Below are 19,465 nucleotides of genomic sequence, written 5' to 3' on the forward strand. Positions count from 1 at the left end.
TACAGACCCTTTAAATTATCAATAACTATGTTCAGGCATTTATTTACATTAATATGGAACAAGAAGGGGCAGCACGTGTTACTCATCATAGAGATGGTGGTATCCTTCTTTGTGTTGTTTGCGGTATTTACGTTGATGGCTTTTTGTTTCAACAACTACCGTAAGCCGATGGGTTTGACGGACCGGGATGTTTGGATTGCTACTTATAACAATACGATGGAGACGAATGATAGTGATTCGTTGCTGACTTTTTATGAGACGTTGCGGCGTACGGTAGCAACGTTGCCGCATGTGGAGGGAGTGAGTTATATGACGAGTAATGCGCCCTTTGCGAATTCGACGATACAGACCGGCACGCAATACAGGGACATTAAGGTGACGGGGGTAGATATTTACCGTACGGATATGCACCTGGCGAAGGTGTTGGGTATGGTTGTCACGGAGGGTCGTTGGTTTGATAATACGGATAAGGCCAGTACGACGCAAGGAGTGGTGATCAATGAGACGCTGCGGGAGCGGTTGTTTGGCAATAAGAACGCTGTGGGAGAGTTTATCGGTGAGGATTATAAGAGTGAGGGTAATAAGGGCCGGGGGCCGCGGGTATTGGGGGTAGTCAAGGATGCGAAGTTCAAGGGAGATTACTCGACGGTATCGCCGGCGATGTTCGTGCGGGCGGACAGTACTGATTACAAGTGGTTAGGGAGTATGATTGTGAAAGTGGCTCCCGGGAGTGGGATTGCGCAGGAAGGTCGATTGTATAATACGTTGTCGCGTACGATGAAGGGATCGAATATTGACGTGCAGCATTTAACGGCGCAGCGTTCGAGTATTAACAATCTGGCATTGGTGCCACTGATCGTTTCTTCGATAGTGGCGGGGTTCCTGATCATCAACGTGGCATTGGGGTTGTTTGGGGTGCTTTGGTATACTATTAACAAGCGGCGCGGGGAGATCGGGTTGCGGCGGGCGATTGGCGCGACGGGTAGTTCTGTGTCGGGGCAGCTGGTAGCGGAGTCGTTGATATTATCGACATTTGCGATACTGATCGGGTTGTTTTTTGCGATGCAGTTTCCGCTGCTGCATGTATTTGATCTGGCTACTGGTATTTATCTGACGGCGATCCTATTATCGGTGGTATCTGTTTATGTGCTGGTGTTTTTATGTGCTATATATCCTGGCAGGCAAGCGGCGGCGATTTACCCGGCGGTGGCATTGCACGAGGATTAAATTTTTCAATTTGTAACTTGCATACCAGCTATGATACTTATAATAGACGATGATATAGCGGTACGCGCTTCGATGGAATTATTATTCGGCAATGCCCGGTATAAGGTATGTAGTGCTTCTTCTGAGCGGGAGGCGTTGGATCTGCTGTCTACGCGAGTTATCAGGCTGATCATCCTGGATCTGAACTTCAGTGCGGCGACCAGTGGTGAGGAAGGGATGGCATTGCTTCGTATCATCCGGCGGGAGTATGCTGATATTCCGGTGATTCTGATTACGGGGTGGGGTACTATTGCGCTGGCGGTGCAGGGGATGAAGCTGGGCGCCAGTGATTTTATCAATAAGCCCTGGACGAACGAGCATTTGTTGCAATCTGTGCAGACGTTATTGCAGTTGCGGGAGCAGGCAGTGCAACCGCAGCATAGGAAGGAGTTGGATAAGTTATATGATTTTGGGGCTATTATTACGGGTGATGAGCGGATGTTGTCTTTGTTGGAGACGGTGGGCCGGGTGGCGGCTACGGATGCGCCGGTGTTGATCACGGGGGAGAGTGGTACGGGTAAGGAGTTGATTGCGGAGGCAATACATCAGCACAGTATGCGGCGGAGCCGTGCCTTTGTGAAGGTGAACTTAGGCGGTATTTCGACGACGTTGTTTGAGAGTGAGATGTTCGGGCATGTGCGAGGGGCATTTACGGATGCGCGTACGGACCGGGTGGGTCGTTTTGAGTTGGCGCATAAGGGGACGATCTTTTTGGATGAGATAGGTGATCTTGACTTCGGGAGTCAGGTGAAGTTGTTGCGGGTGTTGCAGGACCGGACTTACGAGGTATTAGGGAGTAGTCGTACGCGTGTGGTGGATACGCGGGTGATCTGCGGGACTAACAAGCAGTTGGAGCATATGGTGTCGGCAGGTAGTTTCCGGGAGGATTTGTTTTACCGTATTAACCTGATCACGGTGCATTTGCCGCCGTTGCGGGAGCGGCCCGGGGATATACCTTTGCTGGTGCAGTTTTTCATTAATAATCTTAAGGAGATCTATAACCGGCCGGCGTTGACGGTGACGCGGGAAGCGATGAAGTGGTTGCAGCAGTTGCCATGGCCAGGTAATATCCGTCAGTTGAAGAACCTGGTGGAGCGGTCGGTGCTGATATCGCGGCGAGATGACCTGGATACGGCGGATTTCCGAGCGCAGCTGGAGTTGTCGGCGGCTCATAAGGGTAGTATACAGTTGCCCCAGGTGGGTACGGTGACGCTGGATGAGATAGAGGTATTAATGATACGGAAGGCGATGGATTTTCACAAGAACAAGATTGCGAAGGCGGCGGCATCGTTGGGGTTAACCCGTAGTTCGCTGTATCGTCGTCTGGAGAAATATAATATTCCTTACGATGAGGCTCAGGACTAAGTATATCCTGTTTATCGGGTTGTTGCACCTGGTGGCGCTGGTATTAAGTTACTCTGTGTTCCGGTCGAACAAGGTATTGTTTATTGTTTCGGAGGCGGTGTTATTGTTTTCGTTGTGGTTGTCGTGGCGTTTCTATTTGCAGCTGATCTCTCCCTTGCGGTTGCTGGTGGAGGGTGCGGAGGCGATCAGCAGTAAGGATTTCGCGGTGAAGTTGCTGCCATCGGGGCAGTATGAGATGGATCAGCTGATAGCGGTTTATAACCGGATGATCGATGAGTTGCGGCAGGAGCGTATCAAGCAGGAGCAGCAGCATCTTTTCCTGGAGAAGCTGATACACACTTCTCCTACCGGCATTGTGATATTGGATTATGATCAGCAGGTCTCGCAGGCGAATCCGAAGGCGCAGGAGATATTGCGATTTCATCCGGTGCTGGCGCATATACAGCAGCTGGAGCCGGACCGATCGATGACGGTGACCTATAACAATGCGGTGACGTATAAGTTGCAGAAGTCTCATTTTATGGACCGGGGCTTTGCCCGTCAGTTTGTGTTGATAGAGGAGTTGACGGCGGAGATACTGGCGGCGGAGAAGAAGGCGTATGGTAAGGTGATCCGGATGATGGCGCATGAGGTGAACAATACGATCGGGCCGGTGAATTCTATTTTACAATCGGCGCTGGCTACGCCTGGGTTGTCTTCTTCGGAGGTGTTACAACATGCGTTGCAGGTAGCGATACAACGTAATCAGCATCTGAATATGTTCATGCGTAATTTTGCGGATGTGGTGCGGCTACCGGAGCCCAGCCGTCAGCCGGTGGACCTGCACCAGCTGGTGGCAGGTGTAGCGCGGCTGATGGAGATGAAGGCGCAGGAGCGGGATATCCGTTTTGCATATCATTTATCGGCGGGATCTTTTCTTATAGAGGCGGACCCGGCGCAGCTGGAGCAGGTATTGATCAACATTGTCAAAAACGCGCTGGAGGCTACTACCGGGCCCGGTGTTGTTGAATTTATCACGCGGCAGCCGGAGCGGGTGCTGGTTATTGCGGATTCCGGAAGTGGTATAGACCCCGCTATTGCGGAGCAGCTGTTCAGTCCATTTTTCAGTACTAAAAAGAACGGGCAAGGGATCGGGCTTACGCTGATCCGGGAGGTATTGCACCAACACGGGTATGAGCTATCGCTGACGACGGTAGCACCCGGCAGGACGGAGTTTGTTATTCAGTTTTAGCTGCCGGCATTTTCACATATACTTCTATTATTTCGTGGTTAACCTGCAGGCTATCGATCTTTTCGATGCCTTTCTGTATGAGTGTATCTTGTTTTATTTCCAGTTGGAAGGAGAAGTCCCTGTTTTCCCATTCGCGATAGCTGCAGAACTGTAAGTGTTCTTTATACTCGTTGCCGGACAGTTGGTAGGTACCGCTGCCGGCGCCGAAGGTAGCGGCGCTGTCTTTACCTTTATTGAGATCGTGTGAAAAGAAGGCGAAGTGGTTGTCGTTGAACAACTTGATGGTTTCGAGGCCGGCGGGCGGTGTGGTGTTGAGGGTGTCTCCGTTTTTGATCTGCCAGCTGTTGAGCAGGCGATAGGAGCCATTGAGGGAGGCGGGCCGGGAAGTGGCAGGTTGTTGTTGTGACTGATTGCAAGCCAAGGCGGCGCTTGCGATGATGGTGAAGGCGAAGCAAGTAGATTTCATAACGGGTGAGTATTTCATTGTTGGTGCAAAGATATACAAACGGTTAAGGGATCAAAGGGGGATGTTGAGGGAATAAATGGGTCTAGATAAATAACGTAAAGAATAGTGCTTTCATTCCAATAATTGAATTTGTATATTGTATGGACCAAGAAAAGCATTTTTAACCCTTCAAATCCCTAGTATGAAAAAATCCCTGTCATCGTTGTCATTCCAATCGATGGACCGTGCGGCATTGCGCACATTAAAAGGCGGCGGCATGAGTGTTAGTGCCGTGTTCTGTGAGAACAGGCGTTGTGTGCCATTCCAGCCGAACCAGTGCGATGTGAGTACGCAGTTCATGTGTTATTGCGGCTCGACCAGCAGCCCTGGCGTGTATGCCTGTACGAGAGGTTAGTCTGTAAGTGTTGCTTTATTATTTCCTGTGGTAAAGACGCTCTCCGTTGGCCGCTGCTCCTGAAACAAGCGGTGGTAACGGAAGCGACTACTGTTCCTGATTAGAACGATCAGGTGTGGAGCAGTTCGGTACTGCCGACTACTGGTGTGGAGATGATACGGAGGATGTCTCAACGATCTTGTTGAGACATCCTCTTTTTATTAGCGGCATCAGCTATCAGCGTTCTAATATCTTAAGATCAGAAGCGGAGTGACAGTACGCGGTTGGCGATCTGTTTGCCGGTGGTTTTGCCTGCTTCGCTATCGTATTCGTAGTGGATGCCACCGTATACGCGGGAGATGGCAGCTTCGTCTATCATGGCGGAGAAGGTGTTAAAGGAGCGGGCGGAGAATCCATCCGGTATTTTTTGTTTATCGGAGAAGGTGAAGTTATTGCCGAAGTTGCCGGCCAGTACGTTACCAGCGGCGCTGGTGAAGGTGGCGTGTCCGGAGGTGTAGGAAGGGAATGGCGGGGTGTTGATGAGAGGGTTCCAGGCGGAGTCTATTTGGTTTTTGATGTAGGTGACGGGGCGGACGAGGTTGTATTTGTATTTATACTTCCAGCAGAGGATGCCGGCGTCGTTGAGGCTGATGCCTACCTGGGCGAGGAGTCTGGCGGTCCGGGCCAGGGAGAGTTGTTGTTCACCTGCCAGTTGAACGGCGATGGCGATGAGGTGACCTGGCGGGGTGAAAGTGCCGCCACCGTCGGCCCAGTAGAGGGCGATGGTACGTTCTTCGGGGGTGAGGGTGATGCCTTTGTGGTATACGAGCCAGGCGGCTTTATAGAATGCGGAGGTGGTGTCGGTGGCGTATGGGGGGTGTGGGATGTTGGGTACATCGGGGGTGGCGGGGCGTACCAGTGGGCGGTTGTTGCCCCAGTATGGGAGTAGTGCGCGCTGGAATTGTGGGGGTGTGGGTACCCATAGGCCGGGGCCTACTGGCGGGATGTAGTCTGTGGGGAAGTTGTTGGCATAGCCATCTTTGCCACCATCGGTGTTAGACCATTGGAGGATGGCGGCGGCGATTTGTTTGCCAAAGTTTACGGAGCGGCTGACCTCTGCGGAGTCGCAGTTGTTGGAGAGGGCGGCGAGGTTATCGGTTTCGAGTTGGTTGATGGCGGTGACGTTTGCCGGGGAGGCGTTGGGATACAGGTTTTTGGTGATGGCGGCGAGGGCGCTGTTGGCGGCGATGCTCCATTTATATCTTTTGAACCTGTCGGGGCGGGGTAATTGGGAGAGGCCATTGAGTTGTCCATTGAGGGAGGGGTATCCCTGTATGCCCGGGGCGACGGCTTCGTAGCCGGCTACGCCGGTGTATGCGATGGCGCGTGCGGCTACGGGCGGGCTGAAGCCGGGGGTTTCTTTTATCAGTTTGAGTTGCAGCTGGTACCAGGATGCGGGTATGGCTGTTTCGCCGATGCGGGCGAGGGATTCGGTGATGGGGGCACGTTGATCGTCTTTGATCTGTTGTTCTTTGCGGCATGCGAAGATGCAGAGGAGTAGCAGGCAACAAAGTCCGTTGCGCAAATAGTTGGGTTGCATGGTTTAAACATTGAAGGTGTTAACAATAATGACAAGGGTTGCTAATGAATTATGATGGTGCTGATGGTGCTGGTTTCCGGTTGTAAGGTCGGGAGGGGCTACGCTGTGTATCGGCGTGATGGGATTTGGGTGTTCACTAAAACATTAACGGACAGGATGGGCCTGTCCGTTAATTAAGTATGGTCACTGTTCTTTATTGTTGTACGGCGTTGGGATCCATGTAAACGATCTCCCAGCGGTGTCCATCGAGGTCGTTGAAGGTACGGCTGTACATGAAGCCATAGTCGGTGGCCGGCTTGGGTTCTGTGGCGCCTGCGGCTACTGCTTTGTCTACCAGCTCTATCAGTTGTTCTTTGCTGTCTGCGGAGAGGGCGAGGATCACTTCATTTACTTTGGAGGTGTCGGCGACCTCTTGGTTGCTGAAGGATTTAAAGTATTCTTCTGTGAGCAGCATGGCGAAGATGGTATCGGAGATGACGAGGCAGGCGGCTTTATCGTCGGTGAATTGCGGATTAAAGCTATATCCCAGTTGGGTGAAGAAGTCCTTTGATTGCTGGAGGTCTTTAACCGGGAGATTAACGAAGATCATTTTAGCCATGATGTTGCGATTTAGGAAGTTAAGTTAATTCGTTTTTAATGTTGATGGTATTACTATTTGTGTATCGGGATGAGTTTACGTACGGCGGGGTCGGTGAGGTACAAGGCGGCCCATGTGAGTATGCCCATGATGAGGCAGAAGTAGATGGGTTGGCCTGCGCGTATCATGACGGCGGTGGCGCCACCGAGGTATCCTGTGAGGAGGATGGCGCCGAGTACGGCGGTCCGAGGGATGATATACAGGATGGTGCTGACGAGGAGGGCGATGCCTATACCTTGTACGGCGTCGGCGGGCCAGCCCAGCTGTACGGAGCCTTCCATGGAAGGGGCGGCTTTTATGACTTTCATGATGGCATCGACGAGCATGAACAGGATGACGAGGATACCGATGATACGGCCGGTCCATAATGCCGCTTTTGACGGTGTCTGTATGGTGGGTGTGATGTGAACAGCTTCCATGATTATTATGTTTTGATTGATTTGATAATGCAAACGTAGTTTGATTTCTTTTTTATCAGGCTGTGTGATTGCGACAATCCAGGGGGGAAATCAGGACAAAAAGTGTTTTTTGTTATCTGCCGGCCTGTAATTGCGGGAGGGATTAGCGCGCTATCTGTGGAGGTATGATATATATTATCGAGGCAAGGAGGTGGTGCCGTTGATATTTTATTAAGGGCTTAGCGGCATATCAGGGGATATTAATACAAAAAAATACGATTAGTGCATTTGTTAGTTTGTTTGTTAAGGCAGTTGGCTTTGCTTTGTGTTGTTTGTTAAAATTCCATTAAAATTCCATGTTATGCACCTGTTCATACTACCTACCGGACCCTAGTGTGTATTATCTTGCGCGCCTTATTTGCACACCATATCCAATTATTAAAAACTCAAGAAGCTATGAAAACCAGTAAAAATGTCGGACAGACATTTATCCGAATGAAGCGGGTATCTACTTTTCTGCTTGCCGTTGTGGCATTATTTCTTTTTAGTTGTACGAAGCAGCACGAGGATGTAGCCGGTGACGGTCGTGTTGTGAAAACGGAGGCTTCGCCTGTGGGGGATGTAGTTGGCAAGGTGACGGTAGGTTACCAGGGGTGGTTTGCCTGTGCGGGGGATGGCTCACCTATCAATGCCTGGTGGCATTGGACGCAGAACTGGGGGCAGTTGCCCTCGGCCGGTAATAACGGTATTAAGTCGTGGCCGGATGTGCGGGATTATACTGCTACGTATGTGACGGCATGGCCTAATCTGAACAACGGTCAGCCGGCGCGATTGTTCTCTTCTTTTTCTGATCAGACGATCAATACGCATTTCCTGTGGATGCAGCAGAACGGTATTGATGCGGCGGCGTTGCAACGATTTAATCCCAACGGGCAGGAAGGGCCTGTGCGGGATGCGATCACGGCGAAGGTGCGGAATGCGGCGCAGACTTATGGGCGAAAGTTTTACATCATGTATGATGTGAGCGGCTGGCAGCATATGCAGCAGGAGATCAAAGCAGACTGGACGAATAAGATGTCGGCTTATACCTCTTCTTCTGCATATGCGTATCAGAATGGGAAGCCGGTGGTATGTATCTGGGGATTTGGTTTTAACGACGACAATCACCCATGGCCGGCGGATGTGTGCCTGGATGTGATCAACTGGTTTAAGGCGAGGGGTTGTTATGTGATTGGCGGGGTACCTACGCACTGGCGTAACCAGGAAAGTGATTCCCGGCCGAATTTCATTGGGGTGTACCGGGCATTTAACATGTTGTCTCCCTGGATGGTGGGCCGTATTGGTAACATTAACGACGCTGATAATTTCTTCAATAATGTGAATACGCCTGACCAGTCGTATTGTAATGCTAATGGCATTGACTATCAGCCCTGTATATTACCCGGTGATCTGCAGGAGCATCAGCGTGCGCACGGGGATTTTATGTGGAGGCAGTTTTACAATATGATACGGGTAGGTGCGCAGGGGTTGTATATTTCGATGTTTGACGAGTACAATGAAGGTAACCAGATTGCGAAGACGGCGGAGAATGCCGCTATGATACCGGCGGGTTCTAACTTTGTGACATTGGATGAGGACGGGGTTGTATGTTCGGCGGACTATTATCTGCGATTGACGGGTGATGGTGGGAAGATGTTGAAGAAGCAGCTTGCATTGACGGCTATCCGGCCTACGCCGCCGGTGCCAGGCGGTAGTAATCCGACGGTCCCATTTGGCCAGACGATCACGTTACGCGGTTCTAACGGGCAGTATGTAAGCAGTGAGAACGGTGCGCAGCCGATGCAATGTAACCGTGCGGTGGCGCAAGGTTGGGAGCAGTTTACGGTGGTGAATGCCGGTGGCGGCAAGGTGGCCTTGCTGAACGGCGGTAAGTATGTGAGTTCTGAGAACGGTACACAGCCTGTGAATTGTAACCGGCCGGCGATAGGTCCCTGGGAGCAGTTTGAGTGGGTGGTGAATGCGAACAATACGATTTCGCTGAAGGGAAGTAACGGGCGTTATCTTTCTAGTGAGGGCGGTACGCAGGGGATGACCTGTAACCGTACGACGATATCTGCTACGGAGCAATTTACTTTTTAATACCCGATACCCATTTTTTCCGGGGCCGGTCTTGGAAGACCGGCCTTTTTTATGCGGGAGGGGATATAGAAACGGTATATAGCAGTTATACGAATGATACGGGAGCGGTGGACGCGACTTATAGATGTTACAAGTTTGTTATTGAATCCCTTTTAAGAATCTGTCCCAGCGGGGGCCATGTTTGCCATAGCTCATCCAGGTGATCCAGGGTTTGCCGACGATGTGGTCTTCGGGTACGAAGCCCCAGAAGCGGGAGTCGAGGGAGTTGTGCCTGTTATCTCCCATCATCCAGTAGTAGTCCATTTTGAACGTATAGGTGTTGGCGGGGTTGCCGTTGACGAGGAAGTTACCTTCATTTTCGGCGAGGGTGTTGCCTTCGTATACGCTGATGATGCGGCGATATATTTCGATATTATTGCGGCTGAGGGAGATTTGTGTGCCTTTATGCGGGATGGTGATGGGGCCGAAGTTGTCCTGGTTCCAGTGGTACAAGGCGGTATCGTGGGGGAAGACGGCTCTGTCGGCCACTCCCCTGCCGTTGATATCTTTCTGCACCTGTTTTACTACCGGGAAGTTGTGTAAGGTGGCGGAGTCGGCGGTGGTGAGATTATAGAGGAACTTGTTATTTTCTGTCTGTGCCAGTATGGGGTCGATGACGCCCAATTCGTCCAGCCGGTCGGGGTTGAGGGCATCGCCGGTGGTTTGAATCCAGTAGGTGGTTTCTCCCTGTGGAGGGGTGAAAGCTTTTTGTCCGTTGACAAAGAGTACGCCATCGATGCTTTGGATTACATCGCCAGGTATGGCGACGCATCTTTTGATGATATTTTCCCGTTTGTCGACCGGGCGGGCGATGACGTGGAATTCTTTCCAGATGCTTTCGCGGCCATATCTTCTGACGAGGTCGTAGTAGTTGCTTTTATCTTCTATTTCGAGGGCGACGGTATCTCCTTCGGGGGCGTTGAATACGACGATATCGTTACGACGGATATTGGCGAGCCCTGGTAGCCGGTGATATTTCCATTGTATGGCGGTGGTATAGGACGGTGTATGTGCGGTGAAAGGCAATTTGTTGTGTACAAAAGGCGTTGCCAGCGGCGTCATGGGGGTGCGGGGGCCGTAGCTGATCTTGCTGACGATAAGGTAGTCATTGACCAGCAAGGTACGTTCCATGGAGCCGGTGGGGATGGAATAGGCTTCGAAGATGAAAGTGCGGATGAGGGTGGCGGCTATTACGGCGAATACGGCGGCATCGAGCCATTCGCGGAATATGGACTTTTTGCGCGGGTTGGCGGCGGGATCCTTTTTCTTCCATAGACGATTCATGGTATGCGATTTATGTTACTAAAAGTAAGGAATGAGGCAGCGGAAGTCCAGGGTATATTGATCAGCGGCAAAAAAGCCGCCATCCTTTTCGGGGATGGCGGTTAGCGAATATTATAATATTATCAAGTAGTGTTAGCAGGTAAGGGTGAGGCCGGTGTTGAAGGCGCGGTCTTTGCCTTTGGCGTAGAAACCCGGGATCATGAACCACTATGCCCTGGCGGGGAGGTCGTCTTCATTGAACAGGTTTTCGACGCCTACGGTGAGGGTGGTGGCTTTATTGAGGCGGAGGCTGCCACCGAAGTTGAACAAGTTATACGCCTGTATGGGGCCTTCGTTGCCGTTGTAGGTATTATTGTTGTTTTTTGCAAATCGGTTTCGGGAGCCGCTGAGGTGGAGGTTTTTCAGCACATCATATAGCGGAGGCGCTGAGGAGTAATGCGGTAATAAGAGTGCTTTGACGCATGGTTTGCTTAGCGGTTTTTTTTTGATGATATGCAGGGCTGCAGACGCCGGAAGAAGGCGTGAAGTTAAGTATGGCGGGATGGGTGCTATTTACGAGATCGGGAAAATATTACGGGTGATCTTCTTTGCCCGGGGGGCGATAGTTGTAGCAGCGATATACGAGGAATTTGCGGATGATTCGATCTCCTTTTCTGACGATGACGGTTGGTAGTGGCATTACGTTTTCGAAGTAGGGTTGCAGGTTGGCGGCGAATTCTATTTCGCTTTCTTCATTATCGATGTCGGGGACGGAGTTGATGAACAGGGCATTGCGGCCTTCGAGGGCTTGGAGGTTGGTACCGATAAAGTCGAATTGCAAGGCAGGTTCGCCCAATATGTTAGCGGCGTAGACGGTGCTATCGAGGTAGACGTTGAGTACGGCGCTGGTTTTGTAGCTATCTGCGGAGAAGACAAAATCCTGTGGGTAGCGGGATTGGAGAGTGTTGATCTCTATGGACAGTTCTTTCCATCCTAGCCATATATCGTCTGATTTGACGGGGATGGGATACCAGATGATCTCTATGGCGACGGCGATATGTATGACGGCGGTGCATATCCATTGCCAGTATAGTTGTTTTTTGCTCAGCCATTGGCTGACCCAAATGATGCCGGTGATATAGGCAGGCATCATCCAGTTGAGTTTTATCCAGTAGAAGGGGGATATGAGGAAGAAGCCCAGGAAGGTGGGCAGGAAGAAACAAAGCAGGAACAGTTGCGCGGCGGGGATGAGTGGCTGACAATCTTTATAGCGGCGGTAATTGCGATAGATGAAGTATAGGAGTGCGCAGAAGAGGACGGGCATTATGAGTAGTGCCTGGTGGCCGATGACGCCCAGTACGTCGGGCAGATTAAGGCTGATATCGGCGGCGCGGGCGGTGGATTGGAAGCGGATGGAAGCGAAGCCATGTTGTATATTCCATATCCATACCGGTGCGGTGGTGAGTAGCGCGAAGCCCAGTGAGATCCAGGGCCAGGGAGTGGATAGGTGTTTACGATGGGGAGGGCTGCTGAGGAGGAACAAGAGGATGCCCAGGGGAAGTGCGGCGGCGGTGTACTTGCTGTTGAATGCGAGCCCCATGGCGATGCCGGTCCATATCCAGTAGGTATTGCGCTGGCGGAAGACGGCCTGGTAGCAGCAAAGTAAGGTGAGTGTCCAGCATAGCAGGAGTGGTACATCGGGTGTGGATACCAATGAGAGCACGGTGATCATGAGTGTGGACAGCAGGAATAGCAGTGCATGGATGGCTTTATGTGTGCTCAGGAAACATTTGGCCAGGGCGTAAAAGGCTGTTATGGTGGCGGTGGTGATGATAGTATCGGCGAGTTTGAGTGCCCACACTTTTTTACCGAACAGGAAGGTGATGCTTTTTAGTATCCAAGCGATACCACCCGGGTGATCGAAGTAGGACAATGCGGGATGTTGGCCATAGAAGGCGTAGTAGGCATCTTGTGGCATGAGGCCCATTAATCCGACGAAGGACCATCTTAGTATAACGATAGCGCCTACTGCTTTTAACAGCAGGTGACTTCGGAATCTGTCAGTAGGTAGTATTTGTTGCTCCGCTCCGGCTCTCTCCATGCTGGATTATTTGCTCATTCTGATTAGTTCGCGGTACGGGTATAAGGGATAAAGTAGCAGTGTGACAAATGTCATGGGCGATGCCGCAATATAAAGGGAGAAAATCAAAGAAAATCAAGTTCGCATATTGATCTTGCTGGCAAAGTGTTTCAGACATGTTTTTGTATCGCCATTGTTGGCGAGGTGATACAAAGTTTGTGTTTACTTATTACAAACGGTTGGTCAAAAAGTTCATTTCTTTCTGATAATGAGGGAAAAAGGATGTTTTTGTGGAGATGTGGTTGAGGCCGGTAAAAACTATCTGTTCCGGCGGCTCGTATATAGTCTATGTATTTAGTGGACTAATTATTTTTACAGTTATCACCCTAAAAAAAACCAACCCATGTCTACATTATTGCAACAAGAGCGCAGCGAGGTACACCAGGAGGTGTTGGCTGCGAATCAGCGTTATGCGTCGGAATTTGGGGAGAAGGGGGCGTTGCCGCTTCCTCCCGGGCGTCGATTTGCTATATTGACTTGTATGGATGCGCGGCTGGATCCTGCGAAGTATGCGGGATTGTCGGAAGGCGATGCGCATGTGATCCGTAATGCCGGTGGCCGGGCGAGTGATGATGCGATCCGGTCGTTGGTGATTTCGCACAAGCTGTTGGGAACGCGGGAGTGGTTTGTGATTCATCACACGGATTGCGGGATGCAGTTGTTTACGGATGATGTGATCCGTGATTTGTTGGCGGGCAGTCTGAAGACGGCGACGGTGGATGAGCACGGCTGGCGGAATGTGGAGGAAGGCGGTGGTTCTGCGGAGGCGCGTCATATTGCTTTTCTGACGTTCCGGGATCTGGCGGGGAGTGTGGTGGAGGATGTGACGCGTATCCGGCAGCATCCGTTGGTACCCGGTGACATTCCTATTTACGGGTACATTTATGATGTGAAGACTGGTAAGCTGCTGGAGGTAGCGGCGGCTACGCAGGCTGGCAGAGCGAATTAGCTATCTGTGTGTTGCTGACCCATTTTGTTCAGGAAGCCGCCTTTTTGCCGGATGCCCACCTCGCCAGCCGGAAGACGGCTTCGTTTATACGGTTATGAATATCCTTTTTTAACGATTATCTTTATTACATTCTAAAGAATGTAATGCTCATGTTATCTGAATTCCGCCGCATGACGCTGCTCGGCGTCTTATTTGTTCTGGCCTTTTTCCCTTGTTTTGCGCAGACGGTACCTTTTAAGGTGATTGCTTTTTATACGGGTAGGCATGACCGTGCGCATATTAGTTTTGTGCATGAGGCGAACCGTTGGTTTCCGCGGATGGCGCGGGAGCATGCGTTTGTGTATGATTCTACTGCTGACTGGAGTAAGATGAATAAGGAATTTTTGTCGCAGTACCAGGTGGTGGTGTTTTTGGATACGCGGCCGGAGACGGCGGATCAGCGGGCGGCGTTTGAGGCGTATATGGAAGGCGGCGGTGCGTGGATGGGGTTTCATTTCTCTGCTTTTGCGTTGACGCCATCGGATTATCCGCAGGATTGGGATTGGTATCATAACCGGTTTCTCGGGTCGGGATCGTATGTGAGTAATACGTGGCATCCGACCAGTGCGCGTTTGCGGGTGGAGGACCAGCGGCATGCGGCGGTGAAGGGGTTACCGGCGGTATTTACGTCTGCGCCTAATGAGTGGTATCGTTGGGAGCATGATCTGCGTAAGAACCGGGATATCCGGATATTATTATCTATTGACCCCAGTAGTTTTCCGTTGGGTACGGGACCTAAGCCGCATGAGATATGGCATAGGGGGTATTACCCGGTGGTGTGGACGAACAAGCGGTATAAGATGATCTATTTCAATATGGGTCATAATGACATTGATTATGATGGGGGTACTAATAAGGAGTTATCTTTTTCTTTTGACAACGAGACGCAGAACAAGCTGGTTTTAAACAGTTTATTATGGTTAGGCGGCCGTAAGTGATTTTTTTCCCTTTATTTTTTGTGCGCCGTAGGGGGTAAATGCATGTGCGGTGTCACATGTAAGTAAGAAGCCCTGGCCACGCACTGTAAAAGGTGTGTTGCCGGGGCTTTTGTGCACCCTCAAATCCGCCACCACAGGGCATCACAACAGATCAATCACTAATCAGACGGTTCAACATCTTCAATTGACGGTTCAACGGAAAATGATTTGATTAGCGCGGCTATCCCTGCAATTTTACACCATAAATATTTTTGACATGGTACACGCGGGATTATTGACGATCATTCATACGGTGCTGTTGCAGGCGATGCTGGCGGTGGCGCCGGCGCCGGATGATTTCAAGCTGGTGAAGCGGGATGGGACGTTATCGTTGTACGAGCGGTGGATCGCTTCGAGGAGTGGGGATAAGGTACGGGAGATCAAGGCGGTGTTTTCGGTGCGGAGCCGGACGCCGGATATTATTCACCTGTTGAAGGATGCTTCCAAGGGGAAACAATGGAACCCGGATGTGCGGACTTACCAGGTGGTGGGAGGTGCTGACCAGCACCGTTGGCTGACATATATACAATATGATTTTCCCTGGCCGCTGGAGGACCAGGACTGTCTGCTGGCATATCATTACCAGGCGGGGGTGACGGACCGTTCGGTGGAGATCTCTTTTGAGAGTGCGTTGCACAGTCAGTTTCCGGAGAGCAGGAATGTAACGCGCATTACCGGTACGCGGGGGAAGTGGGTATTGGAGCCGCAAGCCGGGGATGAGTTGCGGATCACTTATATTATCACGACGGACCGTAGTAAAAAGATCCCCCGTTGGGTTTCTGATCCGATCGTTCATTCTCACCTGTTCAAGACTATGTCCAAATTTAAGCGCCTTTTAGAAACTACTGCACATGAGTAATCCAAGTAAATACACACTGATCACCGGGGCGAGTTCCGGTTTGGGGAAGGAGTTTGCCATTCAATGTGCGCGGAAGGGGATGAACATTATCCTGATTGCGTTGCCCGGAGGGAATACGAGTTCGCTGGCGTATCATCTGATGCTGGAGTACCAGGTGGATGTGCAGGTATTTGAGTTTGATCTTACGGATGTATCGTTGTTAAAGTGTAAGCTGGAGGAGATCATGCGGCGTTATGCGATCGACTTTCTGATCAACAATGCTGGTGTGGGGGGTACGGCGGCTATTACGGGTGCGCCGGTGGACAAGATCGACCAGATCATCCTGGTGAATGTGCGTAGTACGGCGTTGGTGACGCGGTTGCTGCTCCCGCATTTGTTGCAGCATGAACGTAGTTATATCATGAATATTTCGAGTATGGCGGCATTTACGCCTATTGCCTATAAGACTGTTTACCCTGCCTCGAAGGCATTTGTTTCTTCTTTCTCCTTGGGATTGAAGGAGGAGCTGGCAGGTACGGGGTTGTCGGTGAGTGTGGTGTATCCCGGTCCTATTATGACGAATTCGCTGACATCGCGGCGGATCATTGTGCAAGGGGCGAAGGGTAAGATGGGGTTATTGCCTACTTCGGAGATTGCGCGTATAGCGCTACGGAAGACGCTGGCGGGGGATGGGGTGATCATTCCCGGGTTTATGAACCGGCTGAATCATATGTTGATGAACATTATTCCTTTAGCATTAAAACTAAAAATTGTGTCGAAGGCGGTGAAGAAGGAGATCCCCTACTCTTCTATGCCCGCCTGAGGTGATAACGACAGTAAGTATGAGTAAAGTATTAGTAACGGGCGCCAATGGTTTTTTGGGTGCGAATCTGACCCGGGAGTTATTCCGGCTGGGGTATGAGGTGAAGGCGATGGTGCGGCCATCTGCGGATCTGAAAGGCATTTCGGATATTCCCTGTGAGTTGTTTTTCGGGCATATAGACGATGCAGCGGAGGTGATGCAGGCGGTGGCCGGCTGTGACATTGTGGTGCATACGGCCAGTATTACGGAGCAATGGGATATTGACTTTGCGGCTTATGAGCGAGTGAACTTTACGGGGACCAAACATATTGTAGCGGCTTGTCTGGCACAGGGAGTGCAAAAGTTCGTGCATGTGAGTACTGCGAATACGATGGGGCCTGGCAATAAGGAAAATCCTGGTAGTGAGCTGAACGGTTTTGCGCTGTTCAATGCTAATTCGGGGTATATCAACAGTAAGTACCTGGCGCAGCAGTATGTGCTGGAGCAGATAGAGCACTGTAAGCTGCCCGGCGTGATTGTGAATCCGACGTTTATGATAGGGCCTCATGATACGAAGCCCAGCAGTGGCAAGTTATTGTTATACGGTTTGGGGAAGAAGGTGGTGTTTTATCCTCCCGGCGGTAAGAACTTTGTGCATATACAGGATGTATGTATGGGTATTATCAAGGCGATAGAGCGGGGGCGTATAGGTGATTGTTATTTGCTGGCCGGTCATAACCTGAGTTATAAGGAGTTCTTTCAGCTGGTGAACGAGGTGGCTCGGGAGCCGAAGCTGATCGTTCGTATTCCGCCGGTGGTGTTGAAGGTGGGTGGTTTGATCGGGTCGATGGTGGAGCGGGTGACGCGTCGTTCGCAGAAGCTGAACTATTCTTCGGCTTACCTGTTGTGTCTGGAGAATTATTATACCGGTAAAAAATCGGAGCGGGAGTTGTCGGTGCGGTACACGCCGATGAAGACGGCGGTAGGTGATGCGTTGAACTGGTTTAAGGAAAATGCCTATTTTTAATTTAATGGACTTTCAAAAAAGCGAGCGATTATTTTCGAGCAAGCTATTCCGGTATTTATCGAGGATATTGGTATTGTATGTATTCAGTACGATCTTCAAGTCGTTTGACCTTTCTTTCCAGGAGCTGCATGTGTTTAATATGCGCGGGCATTTATTCAGCCTGTTCTATGTATTATTCGGTTTGTTGGTCTGGGAGGGAGCGATATGGGTATCGCGTAAGACGGAGCGGGCGGTGGAGCGTAAGCACTCTACGGCCCGGCTTTGGTATATCTGTGGGGTATTGTTGTTGTATGGGCTGTGTGCGGCGTTGTTATTCGGGTTCCTATATGGGTTGCTGGATGTGCTGGTATTTAACCGTTATGAGGCCTGGGAGAGTTTTAAGGCATTTAGTTATGACCTGAACTTCGGGACTTTCCTTTTTTACTTATTGATACTGACATTTAACGGGGTGGTGTTTTACTACAAGGGGTGGAAGGAGTACCAGTTGCAGACGGAGCGGCTGATGCGGGAGAATATCCAGGCGAAATATGATGCGTTACGGAACCAGATAGATCCACATTTTTTTTTCAACTCACTCAGTGTGTTGACCAATATCGTTTACAAGAGTCCTGACCTGGCAGCTGATTATATTACGCAGCTGGCGAAGACGTACCGGTATATCCTGGACAAGAAGTTTGAGAACCTGGTGCCGATACAGACGGAGCTAGACTTTCTGGATTCGTATCTTTTCCTGATCCGTATCCGGCATCAGCATAGTATACAGTTCATTTCGGAGATTATGGAAAAGGTGAAACACAAGGGGATGATACCACCGGCGACGTTGCAGTTGCTGGTGGAAAATGCGATTAAACACAATCGTTTTTCCGTGAATGATCCGTTGATCATTACGGTGCGTAGTGATGAGCATTCGCTGACGGTCACCAATCATATACGGCCCAAGCTGCATCCGGATCATTCGTGGGGGATTGGCTTGGAGAATATCCATAAACGTTATGAGCTGGCCAGTGGCCAGGGTATTCTTGTGAGCCAGGAGGGAGCGCTGTTCATTGTTAAAATACCTATTATATTCCAGTCATGAGAGTGGTCATATTTGAAGATGAAATGCATAATGCGGAGCGGCTGATCCAGTTGTTGCATCAATGTAATCCTGCGATAGAGGTGGTGGCTATTATTTCGTCGGTAGTGGAGGGGATGCGATGGATGGAGGAATCACACCGGGTGGACCTGATGATGATGGATATCCAGCTTTCTGACGGGAATTGTTTTGAGTTATTCAGCCAGACGAAGGTGCATACGCCTATTATTTTTACGACGGCTTATGATGGATTTGCGTTGCAGGCTTTTAAGGTGAATAGTATAGACTACCTGATGAAGCCGATCGATCTGAAGGAGTTGCAGCAGGCGCTGCAGAAGTATGAGCAGTTCCGGCCTGCACAGCCTTATAATATTGATATTTCAAAGATTGCGGAGGAGTTTTTACGGCGGGACAATACGCGTTTTATCGGGCGGCTGAACAACCAGTTGATCTATGTGAAGGCGAAGGATATTTCGTTTATCCAGTTTGTGAAAGGAGGTACGTGGGCGACGACCAATACGAGCCAGCGGGTGCCATTGGACTATTCACTGGATCAGATAGAGAAGATGCTGGACAAGGGCCAGTTTTTCCGTATTAACCGGCAATTTATCATTCATATAGACGCTATTAAAAAGATCACGGCTTATTATAACAGCCGGTTGATCCTGCAGTTGGAGCCTGCGGTGGATGAGGATGTGATCATCAGCCGGGAGCGGGTGGCGGATTTCAAGAACTGGCTGGAAGGCAAATATGAAGGTATGTAGCTAATATTACCCCATCCGTTAAATACTGTTAAACAACCTTGCCTCTTTGATAATTACTATATAATTTTACCCCAAAA

General features: G+C 50.5%; 18 protein-coding genes. 11 read left to right on the forward strand and 7 right to left on the reverse strand.

Going from position 1 to position 19,465, the window contains the following annotated elements:
• Nucleotides 1-27 precede the first annotated feature (27 nt).
• Genes KTO58_RS15310 through KTO58_RS15320 form a run of 3 tightly spaced genes read left to right on the forward strand, consistent with a single transcriptional unit; the run spans nucleotide 28 to nucleotide 3,862 of the window.
• Entirely contained in the window at nucleotides 28-1,227 is a 1,200-nt protein-coding gene (locus tag KTO58_RS15310) for an ABC transporter permease (RefSeq protein ID WP_095838529.1), read from the forward strand.
• A 30-nt stretch (nucleotides 1,228-1,257) separates the two neighbouring features.
• On the forward strand, nucleotides 1,258-2,631 hold the full coding sequence (locus KTO58_RS15315) for a sigma-54-dependent transcriptional regulator (protein WP_095838528.1): 1,374 nt from the start codon (nucleotides 1,258-1,260) through the stop codon (nucleotides 2,629-2,631).
• Entirely contained in the window at nucleotides 2,615-3,862 is a 1,248-nt protein-coding gene (locus KTO58_RS15320) for a sensor histidine kinase (protein WP_095838527.1), read from the forward strand. Before KTO58_RS15315 ends, KTO58_RS15320 begins: the two co-directional genes overlap by 17 nt.
• Here KTO58_RS15320 and KTO58_RS15325 read toward each other — a convergent pair.
• From KTO58_RS15325 to KTO58_RS15340, 4 genes are all read right to left on the reverse strand, one after another.
• A complete protein-coding gene (locus tag KTO58_RS15325) occupies nucleotides 3,849-4,328 on the reverse strand; it encodes a hypothetical protein (RefSeq protein WP_095838526.1) in 480 nt (159 codons plus the stop codon). The genes KTO58_RS15320 and KTO58_RS15325 overlap by 14 nt on opposite strands.
• Nucleotides 4,329-4,960: 632 nt before the next feature.
• Complete coding sequence (locus KTO58_RS15330) at nucleotides 4,961-6,301, reverse strand: vanadium-dependent haloperoxidase (RefSeq protein WP_095838525.1); 1,341 nt, start codon at nucleotides 6,299-6,301, stop codon at nucleotides 4,961-4,963.
• A gap of 193 nt (nucleotides 6,302-6,494) precedes the next feature.
• The gene (locus KTO58_RS15335; protein ID WP_095838524.1) at nucleotides 6,495-6,899 is read right to left on the reverse strand and encodes a VOC family protein; all 405 of its coding nucleotides are present in this window, start codon (nucleotides 6,897-6,899) and stop codon (nucleotides 6,495-6,497) included.
• Nucleotides 6,900-6,952: 53 nt separating this feature from the next.
• Nucleotides 6,953-7,357, reverse strand: a complete 405-nt coding sequence (locus KTO58_RS15340) for a DoxX family protein (RefSeq protein ID WP_095838523.1) — start codon at nucleotides 7,355-7,357, stop codon at nucleotides 6,953-6,955.
• A gap of 435 nt (nucleotides 7,358-7,792) precedes the next feature.
• Between KTO58_RS15340 and KTO58_RS15345 the strand changes: the two genes are divergently transcribed.
• A complete protein-coding gene (locus KTO58_RS15345) occupies nucleotides 7,793-9,475 on the forward strand; it encodes a lectin (protein WP_225859770.1) in 1,683 nt (560 codons plus the stop codon).
• Between the two features lie 138 nt (nucleotides 9,476-9,613).
• Here KTO58_RS15345 and lepB read toward each other — a convergent pair whose 3' ends face one another.
• From lepB to KTO58_RS15360, 3 genes are all read right to left on the reverse strand, one after another.
• Nucleotides 9,614-10,798, reverse strand: coding sequence for a signal peptidase I (gene lepB, locus KTO58_RS15350; protein WP_095838522.1), 1,185 nt, complete (start codon nucleotides 10,796-10,798; stop codon nucleotides 9,614-9,616).
• Between the two features lie 207 nt (nucleotides 10,799-11,005).
• Nucleotides 11,006-11,206, reverse strand: a complete 201-nt coding sequence (locus tag KTO58_RS15355) for a TonB-dependent receptor (RefSeq protein WP_095838521.1) — start codon at nucleotides 11,204-11,206, stop codon at nucleotides 11,006-11,008.
• Nucleotides 11,207-11,369: 163 nt separating this feature from the next.
• A complete protein-coding gene (locus KTO58_RS15360) occupies nucleotides 11,370-12,878 on the reverse strand; it encodes a glycosyltransferase family 39 protein (RefSeq protein ID WP_095838520.1) in 1,509 nt (502 codons plus the stop codon).
• A 382-nt stretch (nucleotides 12,879-13,260) separates the two neighbouring features.
• Between KTO58_RS15360 and KTO58_RS15365 the strand changes: the two genes are divergently transcribed.
• From KTO58_RS15365 to KTO58_RS15395, 7 genes are all read left to right on the forward strand, one after another.
• Nucleotides 13,261-13,866, forward strand: coding sequence for a beta-class carbonic anhydrase (locus tag KTO58_RS15365; protein WP_095838519.1), 606 nt, complete (start codon nucleotides 13,261-13,263; stop codon nucleotides 13,864-13,866).
• A gap of 149 nt (nucleotides 13,867-14,015) precedes the next feature.
• Complete coding sequence (locus tag KTO58_RS15370; protein WP_095841548.1) at nucleotides 14,016-14,843, forward strand: ThuA domain-containing protein; 828 nt, start codon at nucleotides 14,016-14,018, stop codon at nucleotides 14,841-14,843.
• 256 nt (nucleotides 14,844-15,099) lie between these two features.
• On the forward strand, nucleotides 15,100-15,741 hold the full coding sequence (locus KTO58_RS15375) for an START domain-containing protein (protein WP_095838518.1): 642 nt from the start codon (nucleotides 15,100-15,102) through the stop codon (nucleotides 15,739-15,741).
• Nucleotides 15,734-16,543 carry an SDR family NAD(P)-dependent oxidoreductase gene (locus KTO58_RS15380; protein WP_225859771.1) on the forward strand — a complete coding sequence of 270 codons (810 nt, stop codon included), beginning with the start codon at nucleotides 15,734-15,736 and terminating at the stop codon, nucleotides 16,541-16,543. Before KTO58_RS15375 ends, KTO58_RS15380 begins: the two co-directional genes overlap by 8 nt.
• 19 nt (nucleotides 16,544-16,562) lie before the next feature.
• Complete coding sequence (locus KTO58_RS15385) at nucleotides 16,563-17,549, forward strand: NAD-dependent epimerase/dehydratase family protein (RefSeq protein WP_095838517.1); 987 nt, start codon at nucleotides 16,563-16,565, stop codon at nucleotides 17,547-17,549.
• 4 nt (nucleotides 17,550-17,553) lie between these two features.
• The gene (locus KTO58_RS15390) at nucleotides 17,554-18,627 is read left to right on the forward strand and encodes a sensor histidine kinase (RefSeq protein ID WP_198315228.1); all 1,074 of its coding nucleotides are present in this window, start codon (nucleotides 17,554-17,556) and stop codon (nucleotides 18,625-18,627) included.
• On the forward strand, nucleotides 18,624-19,388 hold the full coding sequence (locus tag KTO58_RS15395) for a LytR/AlgR family response regulator transcription factor (protein ID WP_095838515.1): 765 nt from the start codon (nucleotides 18,624-18,626) through the stop codon (nucleotides 19,386-19,388). Before KTO58_RS15390 ends, KTO58_RS15395 begins: the two co-directional genes overlap by 4 nt.
• The last annotated feature ends 77 nt before the right edge of the window (nucleotides 19,389-19,465 follow it).

It is taken from the genome of Chitinophaga pendula, from assembly GCF_020386615.1.
Lineage (GTDB): Bacteria > Bacteroidota > Bacteroidia > Chitinophagales > Chitinophagaceae > Chitinophaga > Chitinophaga pendula.